At 59.8% G+C, this 24665-nt stretch carries 24 protein-coding genes and 2 tRNA genes; 18 read left to right on the forward strand and 8 right to left on the reverse strand.

Translation table 11 applies throughout. From position 1 onward, the window contains the following. The 8 genes from phrB to KJF94_RS21695 are packed head-to-tail and all read left to right on the forward strand — an operon-like array spanning position 1 to position 6812. The gene (phrB, locus tag KJF94_RS21660; RefSeq protein ID WP_214378649.1) at positions 1 to 1446 is read left to right on the forward strand and encodes a deoxyribodipyrimidine photo-lyase; all 1446 of its coding nucleotides are present in this window, start codon (positions 1 to 3) and stop codon (positions 1444 to 1446) included. Then, a complete protein-coding gene (locus KJF94_RS21665; protein ID WP_214378651.1) occupies positions 1439 to 1861 on the forward strand; it encodes a nuclear transport factor 2 family protein in 423 nt (140 codons plus the stop codon). The genes phrB and KJF94_RS21665 overlap by 8 nt, the downstream gene beginning before the upstream one ends. Further along, on the forward strand, positions 1858 to 2640 hold the full coding sequence (locus KJF94_RS21670; protein ID WP_214378653.1) for an SDR family NAD(P)-dependent oxidoreductase: 783 nt from the start codon (positions 1858 to 1860) through the stop codon (positions 2638 to 2640). Before KJF94_RS21665 ends, KJF94_RS21670 begins: the two co-directional genes overlap by 4 nt. Further along, complete coding sequence (locus KJF94_RS21675) at positions 2637 to 3884, forward strand: NAD(P)/FAD-dependent oxidoreductase (RefSeq protein WP_214378655.1); 1248 nt, start codon at positions 2637 to 2639, stop codon at positions 3882 to 3884. The genes KJF94_RS21670 and KJF94_RS21675 overlap by 4 nt, the downstream gene beginning before the upstream one ends. After that, positions 3881 to 4696 carry a DUF1365 domain-containing protein gene (locus tag KJF94_RS21680; protein WP_214378657.1) on the forward strand — a complete coding sequence of 272 codons (816 nt, stop codon included), beginning with the start codon at positions 3881 to 3883 and terminating at the stop codon, positions 4694 to 4696. Before KJF94_RS21675 ends, KJF94_RS21680 begins: the two co-directional genes overlap by 4 nt. Then, the gene (locus KJF94_RS21685; RefSeq protein ID WP_214378659.1) at positions 4683 to 5954 is read left to right on the forward strand and encodes an SAM-dependent methyltransferase; all 1272 of its coding nucleotides are present in this window, start codon (positions 4683 to 4685) and stop codon (positions 5952 to 5954) included. Before KJF94_RS21680 ends, KJF94_RS21685 begins: the two co-directional genes overlap by 14 nt. Then, positions 5947 to 6453 (forward strand): DUF2878 domain-containing protein, encoded by a 507-nt coding sequence (locus tag KJF94_RS21690; RefSeq protein ID WP_214378661.1) that lies wholly within the window; start codon positions 5947 to 5949, stop codon positions 6451 to 6453. Before KJF94_RS21685 ends, KJF94_RS21690 begins: the two co-directional genes overlap by 8 nt. A gap of 53 nt (positions 6454 to 6506) precedes the next feature. Further along, the gene (locus KJF94_RS21695; protein ID WP_150633078.1) at positions 6507 to 6812 is read left to right on the forward strand and encodes a YkgJ family cysteine cluster protein; all 306 of its coding nucleotides are present in this window, start codon (positions 6507 to 6509) and stop codon (positions 6810 to 6812) included. Positions 6813 to 6917: 105 nt separating this feature from the next. Here the strand turns inward: KJF94_RS21695 and KJF94_RS21700 are convergent, their stop codons facing one another. The 6 genes from KJF94_RS21700 to hemA form a co-directional block, all read right to left on the reverse strand. Then, positions 6918 to 7436: an acyloxyacyl hydrolase gene (locus KJF94_RS21700; protein ID WP_214378664.1), complete on the reverse strand. Its 519-nt coding sequence runs from the start codon at positions 7434 to 7436 to the stop codon at positions 6918 to 6920. 114 nt (positions 7437 to 7550) lie between these two features. After that, positions 7551 to 8342 (reverse strand): glutamate racemase, encoded by a 792-nt coding sequence (gene murI, locus KJF94_RS21705; protein ID WP_214378666.1) that lies wholly within the window; start codon positions 8340 to 8342, stop codon positions 7551 to 7553. Then, the gene (locus KJF94_RS21710) at positions 8335 to 9090 is read right to left on the reverse strand and encodes a molybdopterin-synthase adenylyltransferase MoeB (protein WP_214378668.1); all 756 of its coding nucleotides are present in this window, start codon (positions 9088 to 9090) and stop codon (positions 8335 to 8337) included. Before KJF94_RS21710 ends, murI begins: the two co-directional genes overlap by 8 nt. Continuing rightward, on the reverse strand, positions 9084 to 9914 hold the full coding sequence (gene prmC / locus KJF94_RS21715; RefSeq protein ID WP_214378670.1) for a peptide chain release factor N(5)-glutamine methyltransferase: 831 nt from the start codon (positions 9912 to 9914) through the stop codon (positions 9084 to 9086). Before prmC ends, KJF94_RS21710 begins: the two co-directional genes overlap by 7 nt. Continuing rightward, positions 9911 to 10990: a peptide chain release factor 1 gene (prfA, locus tag KJF94_RS21720; RefSeq protein WP_214378672.1), complete on the reverse strand. Its 1080-nt coding sequence runs from the start codon at positions 10988 to 10990 to the stop codon at positions 9911 to 9913. Before prfA ends, prmC begins: the two co-directional genes overlap by 4 nt. Further along, positions 10987 to 12276 (reverse strand): glutamyl-tRNA reductase, encoded by a 1290-nt coding sequence (gene hemA / locus KJF94_RS21725; protein WP_084320413.1) that lies wholly within the window; start codon positions 12274 to 12276, stop codon positions 10987 to 10989. The genes prfA and hemA overlap by 4 nt, the downstream gene beginning before the upstream one ends. Positions 12277 to 12549: 273 nt before the next feature. Here hemA and KJF94_RS21730 point away from each other — a divergent pair, with 273 nt between their 5' ends. The 8 genes from KJF94_RS21730 to ychF all read left to right on the forward strand — a co-directional run bounded on the left by KJF94_RS21730 (position 12550) and on the right by ychF (position 19470). Next, positions 12550 to 14274, forward strand: a complete 1725-nt coding sequence (locus tag KJF94_RS21730) for a tetratricopeptide repeat protein (RefSeq protein ID WP_214378675.1) — start codon at positions 12550 to 12552, stop codon at positions 14272 to 14274. 4 nt (positions 14275 to 14278) lie between these two features. After that, the gene (gene lolB, locus KJF94_RS21735) at positions 14279 to 14896 is read left to right on the forward strand and encodes a lipoprotein insertase outer membrane protein LolB (RefSeq protein WP_214378677.1); all 618 of its coding nucleotides are present in this window, start codon (positions 14279 to 14281) and stop codon (positions 14894 to 14896) included. A gap of 2 nt (positions 14897 to 14898) precedes the next feature. Then, positions 14899 to 15750, forward strand: coding sequence for a 4-(cytidine 5'-diphospho)-2-C-methyl-D-erythritol kinase (gene ispE, locus KJF94_RS21740; protein WP_214384929.1), 852 nt, complete (start codon positions 14899 to 14901; stop codon positions 15748 to 15750). A gap of 36 nt (positions 15751 to 15786) precedes the next feature. Further along, positions 15787 to 15861, forward strand: a tRNA-Gln gene (locus tag KJF94_RS21745). Between the two features lie 45 nt (positions 15862 to 15906). Further along, positions 15907 to 16848 (forward strand): ribose-phosphate pyrophosphokinase, encoded by a 942-nt coding sequence (locus KJF94_RS21750; RefSeq protein ID WP_003208392.1) that lies wholly within the window; start codon positions 15907 to 15909, stop codon positions 16846 to 16848. A 141-nt stretch (positions 16849 to 16989) separates the two neighbouring features. Next, positions 16990 to 17592 carry a 50S ribosomal protein L25/general stress protein Ctc gene (locus KJF94_RS21755; protein WP_131059496.1) on the forward strand — a complete coding sequence of 201 codons (603 nt, stop codon included), beginning with the start codon at positions 16990 to 16992 and terminating at the stop codon, positions 17590 to 17592. Between the two features lie 170 nt (positions 17593 to 17762). Continuing rightward, positions 17763 to 18347 (forward strand): aminoacyl-tRNA hydrolase, encoded by a 585-nt coding sequence (gene pth, locus KJF94_RS21760; RefSeq protein ID WP_214378679.1) that lies wholly within the window; start codon positions 17763 to 17765, stop codon positions 18345 to 18347. A 22-nt stretch (positions 18348 to 18369) separates the two neighbouring features. Then, on the forward strand, positions 18370 to 19470 hold the full coding sequence (gene ychF, locus KJF94_RS21765) for a redox-regulated ATPase YchF (protein WP_008011955.1): 1101 nt from the start codon (positions 18370 to 18372) through the stop codon (positions 19468 to 19470). A gap of 165 nt (positions 19471 to 19635) precedes the next feature. Here the strand turns inward: ychF and KJF94_RS21770 are convergent, their stop codons facing one another. Beyond that, positions 19636 to 20853: an MFS transporter gene (locus tag KJF94_RS21770; RefSeq protein ID WP_214378681.1), complete on the reverse strand. Its 1218-nt coding sequence runs from the start codon at positions 20851 to 20853 to the stop codon at positions 19636 to 19638. Between the two features lie 845 nt (positions 20854 to 21698). On the opposite strand from KJF94_RS21770, the gene KJF94_RS21775 reads away from it, so the two are divergent. Then, positions 21699 to 23234 carry a methyl-accepting chemotaxis protein gene (locus KJF94_RS21775; RefSeq protein WP_431768163.1) on the forward strand — a complete coding sequence of 512 codons (1536 nt, stop codon included), beginning with the start codon at positions 21699 to 21701 and terminating at the stop codon, positions 23232 to 23234. 116 nt (positions 23235 to 23350) lie between these two features. After that, positions 23351 to 23427: transfer RNA gene (locus KJF94_RS21780), tRNA-Met, on the forward strand. 98 nt (positions 23428 to 23525) lie between these two features. On the opposite strand, the gene KJF94_RS21785 is transcribed toward KJF94_RS21780, so the two are convergent. Next, positions 23526 to 24635 carry a DUF2817 domain-containing protein gene (locus KJF94_RS21785; protein ID WP_214378683.1) on the reverse strand — a complete coding sequence of 370 codons (1110 nt, stop codon included), beginning with the start codon at positions 24633 to 24635 and terminating at the stop codon, positions 23526 to 23528. Positions 24636 to 24665 lie beyond the last annotated feature (30 nt).

Below are 24665 nucleotides of genomic sequence, written 5' to 3' on the forward strand. Positions count from 1 at the left end.
ATGCAATTGATCTGGCTGCGCAGCGACTTGCGCCTACATGACAACACCGCCCTCTCGGCCGCCGCTTCCCGGGGACCGAGCGTGGCGGTGTACCTGTTGAGCCCGGAACAATGGCGCGAGCATGACGACGCGCCGTGCAAAGTGGATTTCTGGCTGCGCAACCTCCGTGAACTGAGCCGCGCACTCGGCGAGTTGAACATCCCGTTGCTGATCCGCACCGCCGCTCGCTGGGATGAAGCGCCGAAGGTTCTGCTCGATCTGTGCCAGCAGTTGAAGATCGACGCGGTGCACGTCAACGAGGAGTACGGCATTCACGAAAGCCGGCGTGATGCGGCGGTGGCCGACGCACTGAAAACCCAAGGCATCGACTTTTATAGCTACCTCGATCAGTTGCTGTTCAAGCCCGGCACCGTGCTGACCAAGACCGGCACGTACTTCCAGGTCTTCAGTCAGTTCCGCAAAGTGTGCTACGACCGCCTGCACAGCTCACTGCCGAGCCTGGTGAGCGCGCCCATGGCTCAATCGCGGCTGACCGTCGACAGCGATGAAATCCCTTCAAGCGTTGCAGGCTTCGACACGCCGAGCGAGACCTTGCGCGCACTCTGGCCCGCCGGTGAAATCGAAGCCCGACGCCGTCTCGACACCTTCGCCGATGCGCAGATCGACTACTACAAAAGTGAGCGCGACTTCCCGGCCAAACCCGGCACCAGCCAGCTCTCGGCCTACCTCGCGGCCGGCGTCATTTCCCCGCGCCAATGCTTGCACGCCGCCCTGCAAAGCAACCAAGGCGAGTTCGAAAGCGGCAAAGTCGGCGCCGTCACCTGGATCAACGAATTGCTCTGGCGCGAGTTCTACAAACACATTCTGGTGGGCTACCCACGCGTCTCTCGCCACCGCGCCTTCCGCCCGGAAACCGAAGCCCTGGCCTGGCGCGACGCCCCCGACGAACTGGCGGCCTGGCAAGAAGCGCGCACCGGCCTGCCGATCATCGACGCGGCGATGCGCCAACTGCTCGAAACCGGCTGGATGCACAACCGTTTGCGCATGGTGGTGGCGATGTTCCTCACCAAGAACCTGCTGATCGACTGGCGTGAAGGCGAACGTTTTTTCATGCGGCACCTGATCGATGGCGACCTCGCGGCGAACAACGGCGGCTGGCAGTGGAGTTCGTCCACCGGCACCGACTCGGCGCCCTACTTCCGGATTTTCAACCCGCTCAGCCAATCGGAAAAATTCGACAGCGAAGGCCTGTTCATCAAGCACTGGCTGCCGGAGCTGGCCGGGCTGAACAAGAAAGACCTGCACAACCCGGCGAACCTTGGCGGTTTGTTCGGGGTGGCAGGTTATCCGTCGCCAATCGTCAATCTAAGTACGAGTCGCGCGCGCGCGTTGGCCGCGTTCAAAAACCTGCCATCGCGACAAGATGCCGGAGGGAGCTATGAGTGATTTTCTGCGGCGCTTCGCCCGGCAGTTTGGCGAACTCAACAAAGACAACCTGCAGCGCCTGAATGAGCTGTACGCCGCCGACGTGCACTTCACCGATCCGCTGCACGACGTACAGGGCATCGGGCAATTGCACAGCTATTTCAGTGAGCTCTACGCCAACGTCAGCGAACTGCGTTTCGATTTTCACGGCTTCGACCAGATCGGCGAAGGCGAAGGTTATCTGCGCTGGGTCATGAGCTACCGCCATCCGCGCCTTGCCGGCGGGGGCTTGATTCGGGTGGATGGCTGCTCGCACCTGCGCTGGCGTGACAAGGTTTATCGCCACCGGGATTACTTCGATGCCGGGGCACTGCTCTACGAACATGTACCCGTATTGGGCCGGGCAATCGCCTGGCTGAAAAGGAGAATGGGATGAGCCTTACACCTCCACGACGATATTGGCTGACCGGAGCCAGCAGCGGCATTGGCGCCGCGCTGGCCGAGGAAATTCTGAAAACCGGTGCCCACCTGGCGGTCAGTTCGCGCTCGCTGGCGCCGCTGAAAGTCTTGTCGCAACGCTATCCCGGGCAAGTGCTGGTGGTCGCGGGAGACCTGACCAACAGCCAGACCGTGCGCGAAATCGGCGAGCAAATCGCCCATGACTGGGGCTCGCTGGATACGGTGATTCTCAATGCCGGCACCTGCGAATACGTCGACGTTCAGCAGTTCGATTCGTCGCTCGTCGAGCACGTGGTGCGCACCAATCTGCTGGCCAGCAGTTACTGCATCGAAGCGGCGCTGCCGCTGTTGCGCAAAGGCCTCGCACCGCATCTGGTGGGCGTCGCCAGTTCGGTGACTTACTTGCCGCTGCCACGCGCCGAGGCGTATGGTGCCTCGAAGGCCGGGCTGCGTTATCTGTTCGAATCGTTGCGCATTGACCTCGCGCCCGAAGGCATCGAAGTCACCGTGGTCAGCCCGGGGTTTGTCGACACACCGCTGACGGCGAAGAACGATTTCCCGATGCCGCTCAGTTGGCCGGTGGGCAAAGCAGCGCGACACATCTTCACCAAACTGAAGCATCGGCCACTGGAGATCGCGTTCCCGGCGCTGTTCATGGCGGCGCTCTGGCCGCTGTCGAAAATGCCCAACCGGGTGAAGCTCGCCATCGGCAAACGTATGGTGCGCAGCAGTCCGCCGATCAAGGACGTGCCGTGAACATCGCCATCATCGGCAGCGGCATCTCGGGCCTGACCAGCGCTTACCTGCTGAATCGCAGCCACGAGATCACCCTGTTCGAGGCCGGCGACCGGGTCGGCGGTCATACCCACACCGTGGACGTGAAAGTCGATGGCGAGCACCATGCCGTGGACACCGGGTTCATTGTGTTCAACGACTGGACCTACCCGAATTTCATTCGCCTGCTGGGCCAGATCGGCGTCGGTTTCAAAGCGACAGAGATGAGTTTCTCGGTCACCGACCCGGACAGTGGCCTCGAGTACAACGGCAACAACCTCAACAGCCTGTTCGCCCAGCGCCGCAATCTGCTGTCGCCGGGGTTCTGGGGCATGCTGCGGGACATTCTGCGTTTCAACAAACGCGCTCAGTCCGACCTGTCCGAAGGCCGGATCGCGGCGCACACCACGCTCGATGAATACCTCAATGCCGGTGGTTACGGCGAGCGGTTCATCCTGCATTACATCGTGCCGATGGGCGCGGCGATCTGGTCGATGCCGATGGCCGAGATGCTGAATTTTCCGCTGCAATTCTTTGTGCGGTTTTTCAACAATCACGGTTTGCTGTCGGTCAACAATCGCCCGCAATGGCGGGTGATCGAGGGCGGTTCGAGTGCTTACATCGCACCGTTGACTGCAACCTTTAACCAGAAGATCCGCCTCAACTGTCCGGTGATACGCGTCGAGCGCGATGCCGATGGCGTTGTGATCCACAGCAGCGCCGGCAGCGAACACTTCGACAAAGTGGTGTTCGCCTGCCACAGCGATCAGGCACTGAAACTGCTGGCCACACCGAGCGATGCCGAACGGTCGATCCTCGGCGCCCTGCCCTACGCCGACAACGAAGTGGTGCTGCACACCGACACACGCCTGCTGCCGTCGCGCGCACTCGCCTGGGCCAGCTGGAATTACCGCCTCGGCGGCGCCGGCCATACGCTGGCCGCCGTGACCTACGACATGAATATCCTGCAAGGCATCCAGAGCGACACCACGTTCTGCGTCAGCCTCAACCAGAGCGCCGGCATCAGCCCGTCCATGGTGCTCGGCCGATTCACCTACGCCCATCCGCAATACAGCCTGGCGGCAGTGGCCGCGCAGGCGCGCTGGGAAGAATTGAACGGCGCGCAACACAGCTTTTATTGCGGCGCCTACTGGGCCAACGGTTTCCATGAAGATGGCGTGGTCAGCGCGTTGCGCGTGGCCCGCTCGTTCGGGGAAGTGCTGTGAACAGCGCCCTCTACAGCGGCTGGATCGCCCATCGGCGGTTTGCCCCAAGGCGCCATGAATTCCGCTACCGGATCGGCCTGCTGTACCTCGATCTCGACGAACAGGACGCGGTACTCGGGCTATCGCCACTCTCGGGCAATCGCCGTTTCTCGCCGTTTTCGTTTCGCGAAAGCGACTACCTCAAAGCCTTCACCGGCAACGGCATGCGCCTGATCGACGCGGTGCGCGAGCAGGTTCGCCAGGCCATTGGTCATGCACCACAAGGCTCGGTCTGCCTGCTGACCCAGCCTCGCAGTTGGGGCCTGGCGTTCAACCCGGTGAGTTTTTTCTATTGTTACGAAGCCGACGGTCAACTGGCGGCGATTCTTGCCGAAGTCACCAATACCCCGTGGCGCGAGCGTTATCACTACGTGTTGCCGGCCAGGACGCCGGAGGACCTGCGCGACTTCCATCAGCATTTCGCCGTGGCCAAGGCGTTTCATGTGTCGCCGTTTCTCCCCCGCGATCTCGAACACCGCATGAGCTTCAGCCCGGTCGCGAAAAAGCTTGGCGTGCACATGGCCGACTGGCAGGGCGAACTGAAGCTGTTCGACGCCACGCTCAACCTGAAACGCGAGGCCCTGAGTCGCGCCAGCCTGCACCGTTACTTGCGGCGCTTTCCGTGGATGACCGCGAAAACCTGTCTGGCGATTTATTGGCAAGCCCTGCGCCTGCTGCTCAAACGCGCGCCGATATTTGCTCATCAAGCTGCCGATGGCAGCTTTCAAACCGCCACCGTTCCGCCCAAGGATCGCCACCATGAAATCCTCTAGTGTCTCGGCCAAAGCCACGCTGTTCAGCACCAACGGTCTGACCGGGACGTTGCTGCGTCGCGGTGTGCTGCGGCAACTGGCGCACCTCAAGCACGGGCAACTGGTGGTCGTCGAGGACGGCGAGCGGCATGTCTTCGGCACCGCTGGCAGTCATTTGCTGGGGGAGATTCACATCCTCGACGCTGCGGCGTGGGGACTGGTGGCGAGCAACGGTTCGATCGGCGCAGGTGAGGCGTTTATCCACGGTTACTGGAGTTCGCCGGACCTGACGGCGGTGGTTCGCGTGTTCGTCAGTAACCTTGAAGTGCTGGATGCGCTGGAAGGCGGCCTGGCGAAACTCGGTCGGCCGTTCGTTCAAGGGTTGCACTGGCTCAACCGCAACACACGCAAGGGTTCGCAAAAAAACATCGCCGCGCACTACGACCTCGGCAACGATCTGTTCGAACAGTTTCTCGACCCGACCATGATGTATTCGGCAGCACAATTCCTGAGTCCCGAGGACAGCCTGGAACAGGCGCAGTTGAACAAACTGGAACGGATCTGCCAGAAGCTCGACCTCAAACCCAGCGATCACCTGCTGGAAATCGGCACCGGGTGGGGCAGCATGGCGCTGTACGCGGCGCAGCATTATGGCTGCAAAGTCACCACCACCACGCTGTCCAAAGAGCAGTACGCCTTTACCGCGCAACGGATCGACGCCTTGGGTCTGCAAGACCAGGTCACGTTGTTGCTCAAGGATTACCGCGACCTCACCGGGCAGTACGACAAACTGGTGTCGATCGAGATGATCGAAGCCGTGGGCCATCGCTTTCTGCCGACCTACTTCAAGCAGTGTGCGCACTTGCTCAAGAGCAATGGCTTGATGCTGTTGCAGGCGATCACCATCCGCGAGCAGCGCTACGAGCAGGCCAAGGGCAGCGTCGATTTCATTCAGCGCTACATCTTCCCCGGCGGCGCCCTGCCCTGCGTGCAGAAAATGCTCGAGATCGTCAGCCGCGACACCGACATGAACTTGCTGCACATGGAGGATTTCGGCCTGCACTACGCGCGAACCTTGCGCCTGTGGCATGAGAACTTTCGCCGTGCCCAAGGTCGCTTGAGCGAATTGGGCTACGACGATTATTTCCTCCGGCTGTGGGAGTTTTACCTGTGCTACTGCGAAGGTGGCTTCCTGGAGCGCACCATCGGCACGGCGCAGTTGCTGCTGGCCAAACCGTCGGCAATGACCGCGCCTCTGCTCGGCCGCTTCGATGCTTGAACGCCTGGCCAACGCTGCGCTGTTCCAGCTCGGCTGGCTTGCCTGCGTGATCGGCGGCAACAGTTTGTGGTTGTTGGTGGCGCTGGGCGCTTTGGTGATTCATCTGCTGTGGATAAGTCGTTGGGCGGACGAAGGCCGGCTGATTCTCAGCGTGGTGGTGCTGGGCACGACCGTCGACAGTTCATTGCACTGGCTGGGGGTGTTCGAGTTCAACGATGTCGTGCCGCTGATTCCTCTATGGCTGATGCTGTTATGGGCGCTGCTGGCAACGACATTGCGCCATTGCCTGCAATGGACCGCAACGCCCTGGTGGCTGGGCAGCCTGCTGGGCGCCGTGGGTGGACCGTTGTCGTATTACGCGGGAGGACAACTGGCCGGGGTGCAATTCCCTTACGGCCAGGCACCGACCCTGATCGGCATCGGATTACTCTGGGCGCTGCTGCTTCCTACGTTGCATTTCATGGCCCAGCGGTTGGCGGCGTCCGACACCTACGGTTGAGCGTCCGTCAGGCCTTTCACACAGCGCCGGCCGACTGACTTACACTGCGCGCCATGAAGACCATACCCCACACACAAATCGCCGAGCCGGCGGTCACCTGCTCGACCTGCGCAGCCTGCTGCTGCCAGCTCGAAGTCATGCTGATCACCGACACGGGTGTGCCCGAACGATTTATCGATACCGATGATTGGGGTGGGGAAGTCATGCTGCGTCTGGACGACGGCTGGTGTGCCGCGCTGGATCGCAACAGCATGATGTGCACGATCTACGAGAAACGCCCGCTGATTTGCCGGGAATTCGAGATGGGCGCACCGGAGTGCATCGAAGAACGCCAGGGGATTACCACGGCGTATCGTTAGTTTAGAGATGTGTTGTCTGGTCTGACGCCTTCGCGGGCAAACCTCGCTCCTACAGGTAGAACGGTGCACCTGTAGGAACGAGGTTTGCCCGCGAAGCTTTTGACGTTACAACGGCATCGTGTAGTGCAGCGCGTAACTTTCTACACCATTGTTCGGACTGCTGAGCCCCGCATTGGAATAGTGCGTCGCGCGAATCCCGACTTCATGCCCGCCCGCAAAACGCAGGCCGAAGCCGAACCGGTCTTCGAACTGAAAGGCACTGCCAAGTTGATTGTTTTCGACTTCGGTATTGGCGAACAACGCCACGCCCACCCCGAGTTCTACATAGGGTTTGACGTTCTGACCGGCAAACTCATAAACAAACACCGGCGAGAACGACAGGCTGTGGTTGCTGGAGGCCTCGTCGCCGTCCCAGTAGGTGTAGGCGCCACTCCAGTAACCGGTCAGGCGACCGACATCACTCTGCAGCCAGCTCTTGTCCCAATCGAATTGCATGCCCAGTCGATAGGTCATGGTCGACTCGCTGGTCTGGCCGACCGCGAACTCCACGCCTGCCGCCTGTGCGGTAAAACTATGCCCCATCAGTGCGGCCGCAATCGCGGCCAAGCAGAATAGTCGCTTCATTAGAAACATCCTTTTCCGAACGATTTCGTAAGGTTTTTTTTGTTGCTTACCGCTATAGAAGTCGACGATTAATCAGAAGTTCACCCCAACTATTCGTTTGCCCCAGGATTTTGTTTACCCTTTGAAGCTTTGCACAACGCCAGCGGTATTCCACAAGATCGGCAAGATATTTCTGAAATGCTCCGGATCGGCACTCGTCCAGAATTGCGCAGTACGTGCAGGCCCCTCGGCGAGCAATTCACGCTCGGCCAACAAGCGCTGAAGTTGTCGCGCTACAGCAGCGCCGGTATCAATCAAGCTGATGTCTTCAGGGATCATCTGCTTAAGCAACGGCTTTAGGAAGGGATAATGCGTGCAGCCAAGAATTATCGTGTCGCAGCCGGCGGCGAGCAGCGGCCCGACATACCTGGCAAGCAACTCACGCAGGGCGGGACTGCGCAGATCGCCGTTTTCAATCAACTCCACCAGCCCCGGGCACGGCTGAGTGATCACCCGTACATCAGTGGCGAAGCGGTCGAGTAGCGCGGCGAATTTGGCACTCTGCAAGGTGCCGGTGGTGGCGAGTACGCCGACCACGCCACTGCGGGTGGCGGCAGCGGCGGGTTTGACGGCGGGTTCCATGCCGACGATAGGCCACTCAGGGTAATCGCGTCGCAAGTCCGCAACACCGGCGACAGTCGCCGTGTTGCAGGCCAGCACCAGGGCCTTGGCGCCCTGCTGCTGAAAGAAATCGGCCATCACGCTGCAACGCTGCTGGATGAATTCCGGCGTTTTCTCTCCGTAGGGAATATTTCCGCAATCGGCGAGGTACAGCAGCGTTTCGTTGGGCAGCAATCGCTGGATCTCAGCCAGCACCGAGAGCCCGCCGACACCGGAGTCGAACACGCCAATCGGCGCTTCACGCATGTTTCGGCCCACAGACGCTGCAGCCCGGATCACGCTTGACCCGCAGCTCGCGAAAACGCGAACCCAAGGCATCAATCAACAACAACCGTCCCACCAGAGGCTCGCCGAAACCCACCAGCAGCTTCATCGCTTCCAGCGCCTGGAGGCTACCGACCAACCCAACCAACGGACCGACGACGCCCGCTTCACTGCACGTCAGTTCGGCTTCGCTGCCGTGCCCATATAAGCAGTGGTAGCACGGACTTTCCGGGCGACGCGGGTCGAACACCGACAATTGCCCTTCGAGGCGAATCGCCGCGCCGCTGACCAAAGGCTTGCCCGCGGCCACGCACGCGGCGTTGACCGCTTCGCGGGTGGAAAAATTGTCGGAGCAGTCCAGCACCAGATCCACGGTGGCAACCGCTGCCGCCAAAGAATCTTCGTCCAGCGCAGTGCGATGGGCGACTAACGTGATCTCGGGGTTGATTGCGCTCAGGCGGCGGATCGCTGAATCGACCTTGGTCAGGCCGACGCTGTCGGTGTCGTGAACGATCTGGCGTTGCAGGTTGGTCAGGTCGACGGTGTCGAAGTCCGCCAGATGCAACTCACCAACGCCAGCCGCGGCGAGGTAAAGCGCAACCGGTGAACCGAGACCGCCAAGACCGACGATCAACACGCGGCTTTCTTTCAGTCGCAATTGACCGTCGATGTCGACGTGCTGCAACAGAATCTGCCGACTGTAGCGCAACAATTCCTGATCATTCAGCACGGCAGGCGCCCCAGGCTGATCCGTTGGTGGCCGCCCAGATCGGTGCGGCTGTGGACTTCTTCAAAGCCGCGGGTATGCAGCAGATCGCGCACGGCTTCGGCTTGATCATAACCGTGTTCGAGCATCAACCAGCCGCCCGCTTCCAGGTAATCCGGTGCCTGGGCGACGATCAGGCGCAAATCGTCGAGCCCATCGATACCGGCTACCAGCGCACTGGACGGTTCGAAACGCACATCGCCTTCCACCAGATGCGGATCGGTCGAAGCGATGTAAGGTGGATTGCTGATGATCAGCTGAAAACGCTGACCTTCCAGCGCGCTGAACCAATGGCTGCTCAGCACGGTGGCATTGTTCAGGTGCAGGCGCTGACGATTGCGCTCGGCCAGGGCCACGGCTTCAAGCACGCGATCCACGGCAGTGACGCTCCACGCCGGACGTTCACTGGCCAGGGCCAAGGCGATAGCGCCGCTGCCGGTGCCGAGATCGAGGACCTTGGCGGGCGTGGCGGGCAACAATTCCAGCGCGGCCTCTACCAGCAATTCGGTGTCCGGGCGCGGGATCAGCGTGTGCGGCGCGACTTCCAGATCAAGCTTCCAGAAACCTTGCTGGCCCAGGATGTACGCCACCGGCTCACCGCCACGACGGCGTTGCAGGTACTCGGCGAACTTCAGCGCGGCGTCGCTCGGAACGATGCGCTCCGGCCAGGTGTGCAAAAAACTGCGGGACTTGCCCAATGCCGCGGCCAACAGTAATTCAGCATCCAGACGCGCCGTCGGCGAGTCGGGTAAATCAGCGGCGCGCAACAGACTGGCAATGATCGTCATTCGATGGCCGCCAGTTGGTCAGCCTGATATTCGGCCAGCAACGGCTCGATCACCGCATCGACACCACCCGCGAGGATTTCGTCGAGGGAATACAGCGTCAGATTGACCCGGTGATCGGTGACCCGGCCCTGGGCAAAGTTGTAGGTACGGATCCGCTCCGAACGATCCCCCGAACCCACCAGCAATTTACGCTCGCTGGCGATGGCATTGGCGGCGGCGCTGGTCTGCTGATCGTTGAGTTTGGCCGACAGCCAGGACATCGCCCGGGCGCGGTTTTTGTGCTGGGAACGTTCTTCCTGGCACTCGACGACGATACCGGACGGCAAGTGCGTGATGCGGATCGCCGAGTCGGTCTTGTTGACGTGCTGACCACCGGCGCCGGAGGAACGATAGGTGTCGACCCGCAGATCCGCCGGGTTGATCTCGATCGTTTCCTGTTCGTCTGGCTCGGGCAACACTGCCACGGTGCAGGCGGATGTGTGGATGCGCCCCTGGGATTCAGTGGCCGGAACCCGTTGCACGCGGTGCGCACCGGATTCGAATTTCAGCTTGCCGTAGACGTTGTCGCCTTCAACCCGCGCGATGACTTCTTTATAGCCGCCGTGCTCGCCGATGTTCTCCGAGAGAATTTCCACCCGCCAGCCACGCCGCTCTGCGTAACGCGAATACATGCGGAACAGGTCGCCGGAGAAAATCGCCGCCTCGTCACCGCCGGTGCCGGCACGAATTTCGAGGAATACGTTACGCCCGTCGTTCGGGTCCTTGGGCAGCAAAAGCCGTTGCAGGCTGGCTTCAATCTCGATCAGTTGCTCCTTGGCTTCGCGAACTTCTTCCACGGCCATTTCGCGCATGTCCGGGTCGCTGTCCTTGAGCAGGGCCTGGGCGCCTTCGAGGTCGCTTTGCACCTTGAGCAACTGTTTATAGGTGTCGACAATCGGCTCGACTTCCGCGTACTCCTTGGAATAGGCGCGGAATTTGTTCTGATCGGAAATGACCTCGCCATCGCCAAGCAAGGCGGTCAATTCCTCGAAACGGTCCCGGAGGATGTCCAGCTTATTGAGCAGTGACGCTTTCATTGCGGTTTTTTATCCGAAAAGCTATCCGATGAGCCCTCACCGAGGGCAAAGAGTTCCTGGGCCATGGCCAGTGCGTCGAGGCGACCTTCGGCAGAGAGCTTTTTCAACTGCACGCTCGGTGCGTGCAGGAGTTTGTTGGTCAAGCCACGTGCCAATTGCACCAGCACGTCTTCGGCGCTGCTGCCGTTGGCCAGCATCCGCTGGGCCTTCTGCAATTCTTCGTCACGCATGCGCTCGCTTTGTTGGCGATAGGCCTTGAGCACATCCACCGCCGCCAGTTCGCGCAGGCGGATCATGAAGTCTTCCGCGCCAACCGACACCATCTCTTCCGCCGCTTGCGCAGCGCCCTGACGGCTCTTGAGGTTTTCGGCGACCACTTCGTGGAGATCGTCGACGCTATAAAGGTAAACGTCGTCCAACTCGCCGACTTCAGGCTCGATATCGCGCGGTACGGCGATGTCCACCATGAAGATCGGCTTGTGCTTGCGCAGCTTCAAGGCACTTTCCACCGCGCCTTTACCGAGGATCGGCAACTGGCTGGCGGTGGAGCTGATGACGATGTCGCTGCGCACCAGTTCGGCCGGGATGTCCGAGAGCAACACGGCATGGGCACCAAACTGCTCGGCCAGAATGCTCGCGCGTTCCAGGGTGCGGTTGGCGACGACAATGCGCTTCACACCCAGCTCATGCAGATGGCGGGCGACCAGGGTGATGGTCTCGCCGGCGCCGATCAGCAAGGCCTGGCTGCGTTGCAAGTCACTGAAAATCTGTTTCGCCAGGCTGACCGCGGCAAACGCCACGGACACCGGGTTTTCGCCGATGGCGGTGTCGGTACGCACTTGCTTGGCCGCATTGAACGTCGCCTGAAACAGACGCCCGAGCAGCGGACCGATGGTGCCAGCCTCGCGGGCCACGGCGTAGCACGATTTCATCTGGCCGAGAATCTGCGGTTCGCCCAACACCAGCGAATCGAGCCCGGAGGCGACCCGCATCATGTGACGAACTGCCGCATCATCTTCGTGCACATAAGCGCTCGCGCGCAGCTCGTCGAGGCTCAAATGGTGATAATCGGCCAGCCAGCGCAGCACGATGTCAGCCGAAAGGTGATCCTGTTCTATATAGAGTTCACTGCGATTGCAGGTGGAGAGGATCGCAGCTTCGCGGCTGTCGGTGAGTCGGCAGAGCTGCTGCAAGGCCTCAACCAGCTGCTCAGGGGTAAAGGCCACGCGCTCGCGGACGTCTACTGAAGCAGTCTTGTGGTTAATACCGAGTGCAAGGAAGGCCATTCAAAGTCGCTGATGGTGACGTGAAGCCGGCAATTGTCCTACTTCGACAGAGCCAGAACAACTACCGCTGACTATTGTCCTGGTAGCTTGCGCTTATAAAGGCTTTCTGTAGGAGCGAGCTTGCTCGCGAAAAACGTGAGGATGATGCGTTTATTCAGACAGCACGCGTTATCGTTCACGTCCATCGCGAGCAAGCTCGCTCCTACATGGTTATGTTTGGCCGAAGGCTTGTGTCATGATGATCCGACCGCAGGTTAGTCGTCCTCTTCCTATATGAATAGATCTTCCGCGTTGCTCCTCGCTTTTGTCTTCCTCAGCGGCTGCCAGGCCATGGCACCCGTCTCGTCGGACGGTACGCCGCCGGTCGAAGACAGCACTCCGGCCCCTGAAAAGCCCAAGGTTTACAGCTCATTCAGTGAAGAAACCGTCTTCAGTCTGTTGAGCGCCGAACTGGCTGGCCAACGCAATCGTTTCGACATTGCGCTGGACAACTACGTGACCCAGGCCATCAATACCCAGGATCCGGGCATCTCCGAGCGGGCGTTTCGCATCGCCGAGTACCTGGGCGCCGACCAGGCCGCCCTGGACACCGCGCTGATCTGGGCGAAAAACGCCCCGGACGACCTCGAGGCGCAACGGGCCGCCGCCGTACAACTGGCTCGCGCCGGGCGCTATGACGACTCCATGGTTTACATGGAGAAAGTCCTGCAAGGCAAAGGCGACACGCATTTCGACTTCCTTGCCCTGTCCGCGGCCGATACCGATCAGGAAACCCGCAACGGCCTGATGAAAAGTTTTGACCGTTTATTGCAGCGCCATCCGCACAACAGCCAGCTGCTTTTCGGCAAGGCCTTGTTGATGCAACAGGACGGCGACAGCAAAGGCGCACTGGCCTTATTGGAAGACAACCCGCCGGACGACGGTGAAATCGCCCCGATTCTGCTGCGCGCACGCTTGCTGCAAACCCTTGATCGTGGCGATGAAGCGTTGCCGCTGCTGCAAAAAAGCATCAAGAAGTACCCGGACGACAAACGCCTGCGCCTGACTTACGCCCGCATGCTGGTCGAACAGGACCGCATGGACGACGCCAAAGCCGAGTTCTCGAGCCTGGTTCAGCAGTACCCGGAAGACGACGAACTGCGATATTCCCTGGCGCTGGTGTGCCTGGAAGCCAAGGCCTGGGACGAGGCCAAGGGCTACCTCGAAGACCTGATCGCCCGGGAAAGCCATGTCGACTCGGCCCATCTGAACCTCGGTCGCATCGCTGAAGAGCGCAACGATCCCCAGGGTGCACTGATCGAATACGCCCAGGTCGGCCCGGGCAACGATTACCTGCCAGCGCAATTGCGTCAGGCCGATATCCTGATGAACAACGGCAAGACCGCCGAAGCGCAAAGCCGTCTGGCGAGCGAGCGCGATGAGCAACCCGATTATGCGATTCAGCTGTATCTGATCGAAGCCGAAACGCTGTCCGCCAATAAACAGGGGGACAAGGCCTGGAATGTTTTACACAAAGCCTTGCAGCAATACCCGGACGATCTGAATCTGCTATACACCCGCGCCATGCAGGCGGAAAAACGCAATGACCTTGCGCAGATGGAAAAAGACCTGCGCCTGATCATCAAGCGCGACCCGGACAACGCGATGGCGCTGAACGCCCTCGGTTACACCCTGTCCGACCGCACGACGCGTTACGCGGAAGCCAAGGCCCTGATCGAACAGGCGCACCAGATCACCCCGGAAGACCCGGCGGTACTCGACAGCCTCGGCTGGGTGAATTTCCGTCTGGGCAATCTTGATGAAGCCGAGCGATATCTGCGCCAGGCACTGGATCGCTTCCCCGATCAGGAAGTCGCGGCTCACCTGGGTGAAGTCCTGTGGGCCAATGGCAAGCAACGGGAAGCCAAGCAAATCTGGGGCAAGTTCCTCAAGGGACAACCCGACAGCCCAATCCTGCGCGGCACCATCAAGCGCCTGACCGGATCAGAGACTCTTTAAAATCATGTTTTTGCGCCACTTCATCGTTTTCAGTTTTATCGCCCTGCTCGCCGGTTGCGCGGGCTTCGGTGCCCGCGAATCGGTTCAGGGTCAGGGCGACGCCGGTCTATGGCGCGCTCACAAAGAGCAACTGACCAGCCTCGATGGCTGGCAGATCAACGGCAAGATCGGCATCCGCGCGCCAAAAGACTCGGGCAGCGGCACGCTGTTCTGGCTGCAGCGCCAGTCGTATTACGATATTCGCCTTTCGGGCCCTCTGGGTCGCGGCGCCGCACGTCTGACCGGACACCCCGGAAAGGTTTCGCTGGAAGTCGCCAATCAGGGGCGCTATGAAGCGCCGACGCCGGAAGTGCTGCTTGAAGAACAGCTCGGCTGGAAGCTGCCTGTGTCGCACCTGGCCTGGTGGGTCCGCGGGCTCCCGGCGCCGGACAGCAAAAGTCGCCTGACACTGGATGCCGACAGCCGTCTGGCCAATCTGGATCAGGATGGCTGGCAGGTCGAATACTTGAGTTATGCCGAGCAAAACGGCTTCTGGCTGCCCGAGCGGATCAAACTGCATGGCGCCGACCTTGACGTCACGCTGGTGATCAAGGAATGGCAACCTCGCAAACTGGGGCAATGAACATGACGGCCCCACGTTTGACGCTGCCCTCCCCGGCGAAACTCAATCTGATGCTGCACATCCTCGGCCGCCGTGAAGACGGTTACCACGAGCTGCAGACGATTTTTCAGTTTCTCGACTACGGCGATGAAATCACCTTCGCTGTGCGCGACGACGGCGTGATCCGACTGCACACTGAATTCGACGGCGTTCCCCACGACAGCAATCTGATTGTTCGCGCGGCGAAAAAACTTCAGGAGCAATCCGGTTGCTCGCTCGGCATCGACATCTGGATCGAAAAAATTCTGCCCATGGGCGGTGGCATCGGTGGTGGCAGTTCAAATGCCGCGACGACTTTGCTCGGCCTGAATCATCTCTGGCAACTGGGCTGGAATGAGGATCGGCTGGCCGTGCTGGGCCTGACGCTTGGGGCCGACGTCCCGGTTTTCGTGCGTGGCCACGCGGCTTTCGCCGAGGGCGTGGGGGAGAAACTTACCCCTGTAGACCCCGAAGAACCGTGGTATCTCGTGCTTGTGCCGCAAGTATCTGTAAGTACAGCAGAAATTTTTTCAGATCCGTTGTTGACACGTAACTCTTCTCCCATTAAAGTGCGCCCCGTTCCCAAGGGAAACAGTCGAAATGACTGCTTACCGGTGGTAGCAAGGCGTTATCCAGATGTACGTAACGCATTGAATTTGTTAGGTAATTTTACCGAAGCAAAACTCACCGGAACTGGAAGTTGTGTGTTTGGGGGCTTCCCAAGCAAAGCTGAAGCTGATAAAGTCTCGGCCCTTCTTACAGAGACCCTTACAGGGTTTGTAGCAAAAGGAAGCAACGTTTCGATGTTGCATCGCAAGCTGCAAAGTCTGCTCTAAAGGAACCGATTACTGGGTAATCGTTGCAACAGATACAGGGGCGTCGCCAAGCGGTAAGGCAGCAGGTTTTGATCCTGCCATGCGTTGGTTCGAATCCAGCCGCCCCTGCCATTTTCTATACTCATCCAGGTTACCCTCAGCCTCTAGGTACTGCGCGTGTCCAAGATGATGGTCTTTACGGGGAATGCTAACCCCGATCTGGCTCGGCGTGTCGTACGTCAGCTGCATATCCCTCTCGGTGACATCTCTGTCGGTAAGTTCTCCGACGGCGAAATTACTGCCGAGATCAATGAAAACGTCCGCGGTAAAGATGTCTTCATTATTCAGCCGACTTGCGCTCCGACCAACGATAACCTGATGGAACTGGTAGTGATGGCTGATGCCTTCCGCCGCTCCTCGGCTACTCGTATCACTGCTGTTATTCCTTACTTTGGTTATGCCCGTCAGGATCGCCGTCCGCGTTCCGCACGTGTGGCTATCAGCGCGAAAGTCGTTGCTGACATGCTTACCGTAGTCGGCATCGACCGTGTTCTCACGGTTGATCTGCATGCTGACCAGATTCAGGGCTTCTTCGATATTCCGGTAGATAACATCTACGGCTCCCCGGTTCTGGTGGATGACATTGAAGATCAGCGCTTCGAAAACCTGATGATCGTATCCCCGGACATTGGCGGCGTCGTGCGTGCACGTGCTGTTGCCAAATCCCTGGGCGTGGATCTCGGGATCATCGACAAACGCCGTGAGAAAGCCAATCACTCTGAAGTGATGCATATCATCGGTGATGTCGAAGGGCGTACCTGTATTCTGGTTGATGACATGGTCGATACCGCCGGCACTCTGTGCCACGCGGCAAAGGCTTTGAAAGAGCATGGCGCTGCCAAGGTTTTCGCCTACTGCACACACCCTGTGCTGTCCGGTCGGGCGATCGAAAACATTGAAAATTCCATGCTGGACGAACTGGTGGTGACCAACACCATCCCGTTGTCCGCTGCTGCTCAAGCCTGCTCGCGTATCCGTCAACTGGATATCGCGCCGGTAGTTGCCGAAGCGGTCCGCCGCATCAGCAATGAAGAATCGATCAGCGCGATGTTCCGTTAAGGGCCCTGCCCTTCTCGAACATCTCGTTGTCGAAAAGCGCCCCGCCCCGGCATTCCTGTCGGGGCGGGGCTTTTTTGCCCATATCGCCTTTAGCGCTGGTCGCAAACGCTGGGGCGAATGTGGTTATTTTGGAGATACAACATGAACGATTTTACTCTGAATGCTGAAGTGCGTTCCGACCTGGGGAAAGGTGCGAGCCGCCGCCTGCGTCGTCTCGCAAGCCTGGTACCAGCTGTAGTTTACGGTGGCGAAAAAGCCCCTGAATCCATCAGCATGCTGGCTAAAGAAGTTGCCAAACTGCTCGAAAACGAAGCGGCTTACAGCCACATCATCGAGCTGAACGTTGGCGGCACCAAGCAAAACGTAATCATCAAAGCCCTGCAGCGTCACCCGGCCAAAGGCCACGTCCTGCACGCTGACTTCGTACGCGTTGTAGCTGGCCAGAAACTGACCGCTATCGTGCCTGTACACTTCGTTGGTGAAGAAGCTCCGATCAAGAAAGGCGGCGAAGTTTCGCACGTTGTTTCGGAAATCGAAGTGACCTGCTTGCCAAAAGACCTGCCTGAATTCATCGAAGTCGACCTGGCTAACGCCGAAATCGGTTCGATCATTCACCTGTCCGACCTCAAAGCCCCTAAAGGCGTTGAGTTTGTTGCTCTGGCACACGGCGATGACAAGGCTGTTGCCAACGTCCACGCTCCACGTGTTGCTCCAGAAGCTACCGAAGAAGGCGCAGCAGAGTAATTCACTCTGTGATGCCGGAGTGACCCGGTAACATCGCGGACTGGAACGTAGCGAGAAAGCGGGCGAGAACGCGGAGTTTACATAATGGTAAATGAGCACTTGTCGTCCACTTTCGCCGCACACCCAGATTGCGGCGATGTTATCCACCACTCCAAGGAAGGGCCCCTATCGTGACTGCCATCAAACTGATCGTTGGCCTGGGAAATCCAGGCGCTGAATACGAACAGACCCGGCATAACGCAGGGGCCCTTTTTGTTGAGCGTATCGCGAACGCACAAGGCGTGAACCTTGTGGCGGATCGCAAATATTTCGGCCTGACCGGGCGCTATTCGCATCAGGGTCAGGATGTTCGTCTGCTGATTCCCACCACGTACATGAACCGCAGCGGCCAGGCCGTCTCGGCTCTCGCCGGTTTCTTCCGCATAAAGCCCGAAGAAATCCTGGTGGCGCATGACGAACTCGACCTGCCTCCGGGCGTTGCCAAACTCAAACAGGGCGGCGGCCACGGCGGTCACAACGGGTTGCGCGACATCATCGCGCAACTGGGCAATCAGAATACCTTCTACCGCTTGCGGCTTGGCATTGGCCACCCAGGCGTAGCCAGTATGGTTTCAAATTTCGTCCTGGGTCGTGCGCCACGCGCCGAACAGGAAAAACTCGATGCCAGCATCGACTTTGCCCTCGGCGTGCTGCCGGATATCCTCGCCGGGGAATGGAACCGCGCGATGAAAAACCTGCACAGCCAGAAGGCCTGACTCACTCCTCGGGGAAAACACCATGGGATTCAATTGCGGCATCGTCGGCCTGCCTAACGTCGGCAAGTCCACCCTCTTCAACGCCCTGACCAAATCCGGGATTGCGGCCGAGAACTTCCCCTTCTGCACCATCGAACCGAACACCGGTATCGTGCCGATGCCGGATCCACGTCTGGAAGCGTTGGCGGCCATCGTCAATCCAAAGCGCATCCTGCCGACCACCATGGAATTCGTCGACATCGCGGGCCTCGTTGCCGGCGCCTCGAAAGGTGAAGGCCTGGGCAACAAATTCCTCGCCAACATCCGTGAAACCGATGCCATCGCCCACGTGGTCCGCTGCTTCGAAGACGAGAACGTGATTCACGTCTCCAACAGCGTCGACCCGAAACGTGACATCGAAATCATCGACCTGGAACTGATCTTCGCCGACCTCGACAGCTGCGAGAAGCAACTGCAGAAAGTCGCCCGCAACGCCAAGGGTGGTGACAAGGACGCCGTTGTCCAGAAGGGCCTGCTGGAGCAATTGATCGCTCACTTCACCCTCGGCAAGCCTGCTCGTACCCTGATGAAGAACATGGGTGCCGACGACAAAGCGGTGATCCGTGGCTTCCACCTGCTGACCACCAAGCCGGTCATGTACATCGCCAACGTCGCTGAAGACGGTTTTGAGAACAACCCGCTGCTGGACATCGTCAAGGCCATCGCTGAAGAAGAAGGCGCGATGGTGGTTCCGGTCTGCAACAAGATCGAAGCCGAAATCGCCGAGCTGGAAGACGGTGAAGAGAAAGACATGTTCCTCGAAGCCCTGGGCCTCGAAGAGCCTGGCCTGAACCGCGTGATCCGCGCCGGCTACGAAATGCTGCACCTGCAGACCTACTTCACCGCCGGTGTCGAAGAAGTCCGCGCCTGGACCGTCCGCGTCGGTGCCACCGCACCACAAGCTGCTGGCGTGATCCACACCGACTTCGAAAAAGGCTTCATCCGCGCCGAAGTCATCGCCTATGACGACTTCATCCAGTACAAGGGCGAAGCCGGCACCAAAGAGGCCGGCAAATGGCGTCTGGAAGGCAAGGACTACATCGTTAAAGACGGCGACGTGATGCACTTCCGCTTCAACGTCTAAGTTTTTCAGAACGAAGCACCCGCCCAAGAAAAAGCCGCGTTTGATACGCGGCTTTTTTGTGCCTGATGCCCCCGTATCCTGTAGGAGCGAGGCTTGCCCGCGAAGCTTTTAGCGTCCGTGATGACGCCTTCGCGGGCAAGCCTCGCTCCTACAGGGGGGCCGTGTTCAGGCCTTTTTGGTTCTTGGCAAGAAGATCGCCAACACACCCAACAACGGCAAGAACGAACACAGGAAGTACACGTACTCAATACCGTGCACATCCGCCAGATACCCCAGCAAAGCGGCGCCAATGCCGCCGAAACCAAACATCAGCCCAAAGAACACCCCCGCAATCATCCCGACATTCCCCGGTACCAATTCCTGCGCATACACCACGATGGCCGAGAACGCAGAGGCCAGGATGAAACCGATCACCACGCTGAGAATGCTGGTCCAGAACAGATCAACATGCGGCAGGATCAGCGTGAACGGCGCCACGCCCAGGATCGAAAACCAGATCACCGCCTTACGCCCGATCTTGTCGCCGATCGGCCCACCGAAGAACGTCCCCGCCGCCACCGCCCCCAGAAACAGGAACAAATGCAGCTGCGAACTGGCCACCGACAGGTCGAATTTCTCGATCAGGTAGAAGGTGAAGTAGCTGGTGAAACTGGCCATGTAGAAGTACTTGGAGAACACCAGCAACCCGAGCACCACCAGCGCACTGATGACCCGGCCCTTCGACAAGCCATGCGTCGCTGCCTGGCCTTGCTTGAGTTTGAACAGGCTTAGGTGATTGGCGTACCAGCGGCTGATCCGGTAGAGCACGAACAGCGCAAACACCGCGAACAAGCCGAACCACGCCACATGGCCCTGACCGAACGGAATGATGATCGCCGCCGCCAGCAACGGACCGAAAGCGGAGCCCGCGTTACCGCCGACCTGGAAAGTCGATTGCGCCAGACCAAATCGCCCGCCCGAGGCCAGCCGCGCCACGCGAGACGCTTCCGGGTGAAAGGTCGACGAGCCGATGCCGATCAACCCCGCCGCCAGCAAAATCAATGGAAAGGTGCCGACCACCGACATCATCAAAATGCCGATCAATGTGCACACCGTCCCGGCCGGAAGGAGCCAGGGTTTGGGATGGCGATCGGTGTGGTAACCGACCCACGGCTGCAACAGCGAGGCGGTCAGCTGGAAGGTCAGGGTGATCAGGCCGACCTGGGTGAAGGTCAGGCCATAGTTGGCCTTGAGCATCGGATAGATCGAAGGCAGCACCGACTGAATCAGGTCGTTGATCAAATGCGCCAGCGCCACGGCGCCGATGATGCGCATGACCAGAGGGCTGCTTTGTGACGTCGCGGATGCCGGCGTCGCGCCGGTCTGGGCATTGCTGATAGCCATGGGAATTTCCGTACAGCAGATGGGTGCACACGGGCAGGTGCGTCAATGTGCCATTTTTCAGTGCAGCAGCGCCATCCCCTTAGCCTGCTAACGACTTCAAAAATTAACGTAATAGCGCAACGCCATGGTCTGAATCTTGCCTTGCTAATCCCCTTCAACGCGGCCCCTTACAAAGGGGACCGAGAATGGGAAGTTTCGCTACAGAGTCGGCCTACAGAGTTGACGAGGGTGAACTTTCGAGGCCTTTAAAAGGGGCACGAGTCGCGGTCGCAACGACCTCGACGCACGCGATTGGTGCGTGGTGTCCAGAGGAGTCATGGGGCATGCAGGCTTTTTTATCTCCGGGGATCGGGTTGCTGGGGCGTTTCGGCTTCGCCCGCAAGTTTCAGCTGTTGTTTCTGCTGTTTATCCTGCCGCTCGCGGGCAGCCTGCTGATGATCGGCCAGGACTATCGCGCCAAACTGAACCTGATTTCCGGCGAGCGTGCCGGGGTCCGGCAACTGCTCGCGCTGGATGCGCTGGACAACCTGCTCGCCGCCCAGCGTGACCGCGCCGCACGTTGGCGTGCCACCGAAACCAATCGCCAACCGACGCCGGCCACTCTCGCTGCGATGGCTGCGTTCGATGCAGTTCAGCCCGCGGTCGCCCAGGCCACCACGGACCTCGGCAACGCGTTGCAAACCGAAGGCGCCGAGGGCGAAACCCTGGCCCGCTATCAAGCCCTGCAAACCGCGCTCAATGGCCTCGACTCGAAAAGCCTGAGCAGCGTCGGGTGGTGGCCGGACGGTTACGACCGTTTCACCAATGCCTTGAGCGCTCTGCAAGCCCTGCGCGAACAGATCGCCATGGACAATCGCCTGACGCTCGCACCGTGGCTGGAAACCTACCTGCTGACGCAGATCTCCACGCAACACGCGCCGGACCTGATCGAGCGCGTAGGCCGTCTGGCCAGCGTCGGCCAGGCGTCGGTGGTGTCCGGTCAGTTCACCCTGCAAAGCCGTCTGCAATTGCGCGACCTGCGCAGCCGCATCGGCGACGCCCGTGAGCAGCTGGTGAAAACCGCCACGCTGCTGGAAGCACGTCTGCCCAGCGCCTTGCAGGCCTGGGCCGGGCAATACCATGACAGCCTCAAGCACCTCGATGCCGAGTTGAAAGTCCTCGATGACGGCGTGTTTGGCGGCAGCATCAAACTCAAACCCGAGGAGTTCGAACGCAGCCTGGACAGCCTGCTCACCGACCTCGCTTCGTTGCGCCAGCAGTCGTTGGTCTCGCTGGATCAGCGTCTGGATTACTACCACAGCTCGGCGATCCGCCAGTTCATTGTGGTGGCAACGATCTTTGGTTGCCTGCTGCTGGCCGCGTTGTACCTGTTTATCTGCTTGCAGGCCTCGATCCGTCGCAGCGCCAGTGGCATCACGCTGCTGGCCGAAGCCTTGCGCGACGGCAATCTGAGCCTGCAGGTGCCGGTTGTAGGTCGCGACGAACTGGCGGCGATCAGCACCGCGCTTAACGTCGCCGTGGTGCAACTGCGCAACAGCCTGTTGGGGGTCGATCACGAAACCCTGCAACTGAGTAACGCGGTGCGCACGCTCAACCATCATTCCAGCGGTGCGTTGGGCGAGGTCGAAGCGCAGCAATTGCAGATCAGTCAGATCGCGGCGGCGGCAACGCAATTGGCCGCCACTTCCCAAGGCGTTGCCCAGAGTTGCGAACAGGCTTCCGGCAGCGCCCAGCACACCCAGCGCATTGCTGCCGACAGCAGCCGCGACAGCCAACGCACCACCGCGAGCATTCAACAGCTCAATCAGCGTTTGAACGACACGGCGGCGGCACTCGGGCGGGTCAGCGAACAAGGGCAGCAGATTCAGTTGGTGGTCGACACCATTCGCGGGGTCGCCGAGCAAACCAACCTGTTGGCGCTCAACGCCGCCATCGAAGCCGCTCGTGCCGGTGAACAGGGTCGTGGCTTTGCAGTGGTAGCCGATGAAGTGCGCAGCCTGTCGCAGCGCACCCAATCGTCCACCGCGCAGATCGCCGGCACCGTCGACAGTTTGCGTAACACGGTGAATGAAGCCGTGAACCTGATGGAAGCCGCCTGCGGCCAGGCGCAATCCGATGCGCAAGCGGTCACCGGCCTCGGTGAGCGATTGGGGGAAATCGCCAGCGCCGTGCAGAGTGTCACCGACACCCTGGCGCAGATCGCCACGGCGGTCGACGAGCAAGCGACCACTGCCGACGAAGTCAGCGGCAACATCCAGCAAGTCGACCAGGCCGCCGTGCGCTTGCTCGAAGGCGCACGGGCGGTGAATCAGGCTGCGGACACCTTGAGCCAGGGCAGCAAGGCTTTGAGTGACAATACCGGGAGATTCCAGCTCGGTTGACGCCCTCCCCCGGTCCGATTTTTCGGCTCAGGTGGATAAGCGGTTGAAAGCGTAGAGAAATATTTTAGATTTATGCTTGACGCATCTGCATTACCGGTGAATAATGCGCGCCACTTGGCTACATAGCTCAGTTGGTTAGAGCATAGCATTCATAATGCTGGGGTCCGGGGTTCAAGTCCCTGTGTAGCCACCAAGTACTAAAAACGGCTTACCGAAAGGTAGGCCGTTTTTTTATGCCTCGAGAAAAGTGGCCCGAACCACAGAGGTGACTTCGGGCAACAAAAACAAGCGTCAGGAACGCATCACCGCCAACGCGGACAACCCCCGCTCCCATATCTGCCACGTACGCAGCCAGACCATCGCCTGCCAGTCGCTGTCGGCGGGATAGAACTGCTCCAGCAGATTCAGTTTGATTTCACGCCCTACCGCATCACTCGGATCGCCGTGCAGATGCAGCCAATGGTCGTCGCGCAAATGACGATGAACTTCGGCCCCCGGATAAGTCCCGCACTCGATCACGAAGGGCATCAGTCGTACCTGCGGCAGCGCATCGACCAGCGCCTGCGAGGTGTAACCGGTGGCCGTCGCCGCCACCCCGGTTTCGCTCAGCGTGTTAGCGCCGGTCAGCAGCGTGTAGAGCCACGGCCCGTAGATAGCCTGCGCATCCGGCAATGCCGGATAAGCGGACTCGGTGATGGTCAGCAGCATCGGATGGCCGTATTCCCCGGCGCCAGTGTGCAAGTCAAAGCACATCGCGGCATCGGCATGAGCGACATGTTTTTGAAGGATCCGGTGCAACGTGCGATTCGACCAGCTCGGCGCCCGTCCGCCGTAAAACAGACCGTCGGGATGACTGTGCTGGCCACCCTCGACAATCGACATCACCGCCGGCCAGCCGTGTTTGTGGATCTGCTGATCAAGCAGCGCATCGGCGCGATCACGCTCGGGACCTGTCAGCTCAGTGCAGGCATAGATTTCATGCAGCGCGGTGTAGGCCTGATTGTCCGGCAGTGGATGTTCGAAGTTCAGGTGATTGCGATTGAGGTCGATGTTGTCTTCGTTAACCCGCCGCAGCCACGCCGTGCCCCAGGGATTGATCAGATGGACAAACACCACCGCGACATCGGCCGGCAATGAACGCTTGCCCAACTCCTGCATCCACTTGATCTGACAGCCCGAGCCATAGAAGCCTTCGACCCCATGAGTGCCACTCAGCGCGATCAGCAAGCGCTTGGAGCCCGGATCACCGAGCACCGCCACATCGGTGCTCAGAGGCTCACCGAACGGTCCTTTGAGCGGGTGCGGATACTCGGTCAATGTCGCGCCAGCCGCATTCGCTGCAGCCAGAAACTGTTCACGCTGAGCGCCATAGCTTGGCTGTGAGGGGAAGTCGGTCTGCATGTCTGCCTCTTGTTGATCTTCTGACTCGTC

This window comes from Pseudomonas hormoni (genome assembly GCF_018502625.1).
GTDB classification, from domain to species: Bacteria; Pseudomonadota; Gammaproteobacteria; order Pseudomonadales; family Pseudomonadaceae; genus Aquipseudomonas; species Aquipseudomonas hormoni.

Bases quoted from the DNA above. Each gene is read 5' to 3' on its own strand.
- phrB (WP_214378649.1), top strand. From the start codon at position 1: ATGCAATTGATCTGGCTGCGCAGCGACTTGCGCCTACATGACAACACC.
- KJF94_RS21665 (WP_214378651.1), top strand. From the start codon at position 1,439: ATGAGTGATTTTCTGCGGCGCTTCGCCCGGCAGTTTGGCGAACTCAAC.
- KJF94_RS21670 (WP_214378653.1), top strand. From the start codon at position 1,858: ATGAGCCTTACACCTCCACGACGATATTGGCTGACCGGAGCCAGCAGC.
- KJF94_RS21685 (WP_214378659.1), top strand. From the start codon at position 4,683: ATGAAATCCTCTAGTGTCTCGGCCAAAGCCACGCTGTTCAGCACCAAC.
- KJF94_RS21690 (WP_214378661.1), top strand. From the start codon at position 5,947: ATGCTTGAACGCCTGGCCAACGCTGCGCTGTTCCAGCTCGGCTGGCTT.
- KJF94_RS21695 (WP_150633078.1), top strand. From the start codon at position 6,507: ATGAAGACCATACCCCACACACAAATCGCCGAGCCGGCGGTCACCTGC.
- KJF94_RS21700 (WP_214378664.1), bottom strand. From the start codon at position 7,436: ATGAAGCGACTATTCTGCTTGGCCGCGATTGCGGCCGCACTGATGGGG.
- murI (WP_214378666.1), bottom strand. From the start codon at position 8,342: ATGCGTGAAGCGCCGATTGGCGTGTTCGACTCCGGTGTCGGCGGGCTC.
- prmC (WP_214378670.1), bottom strand. From the start codon at position 9,914: ATGACGATCATTGCCAGTCTGTTGCGCGCCGCTGATTTACCCGACTCG.
- prfA (WP_214378672.1), bottom strand. From the start codon at position 10,990: ATGAAAGCGTCACTGCTCAATAAGCTGGACATCCTCCGGGACCGTTTC.
- hemA (WP_084320413.1), bottom strand. From the start codon at position 12,276: ATGGCCTTCCTTGCACTCGGTATTAACCACAAGACTGCTTCAGTAGAC.
- KJF94_RS21730 (WP_214378675.1), top strand. From the start codon at position 12,550: ATGAATAGATCTTCCGCGTTGCTCCTCGCTTTTGTCTTCCTCAGCGGC.
- lolB (WP_214378677.1), top strand. From the start codon at position 14,279: ATGTTTTTGCGCCACTTCATCGTTTTCAGTTTTATCGCCCTGCTCGCC.
- ispE (WP_214384929.1), top strand. From the start codon at position 14,899: ATGACGGCCCCACGTTTGACGCTGCCCTCCCCGGCGAAACTCAATCTG.
- KJF94_RS21755 (WP_131059496.1), top strand. From the start codon at position 16,990: ATGAACGATTTTACTCTGAATGCTGAAGTGCGTTCCGACCTGGGGAAA.
- ychF (WP_008011955.1), top strand. From the start codon at position 18,370: ATGGGATTCAATTGCGGCATCGTCGGCCTGCCTAACGTCGGCAAGTCC.
- KJF94_RS21770 (WP_214378681.1), bottom strand. From the start codon at position 20,853: ATGGCTATCAGCAATGCCCAGACCGGCGCGACGCCGGCATCCGCGACG.
- KJF94_RS21775 (WP_431768163.1), top strand. From the start codon at position 21,699: ATGGACAATCGCCTGACGCTCGCACCGTGGCTGGAAACCTACCTGCTG.
- KJF94_RS21785 (WP_214378683.1), bottom strand. From the start codon at position 24,635: ATGCAGACCGACTTCCCCTCACAGCCAAGCTATGGCGCTCAGCGTGAA.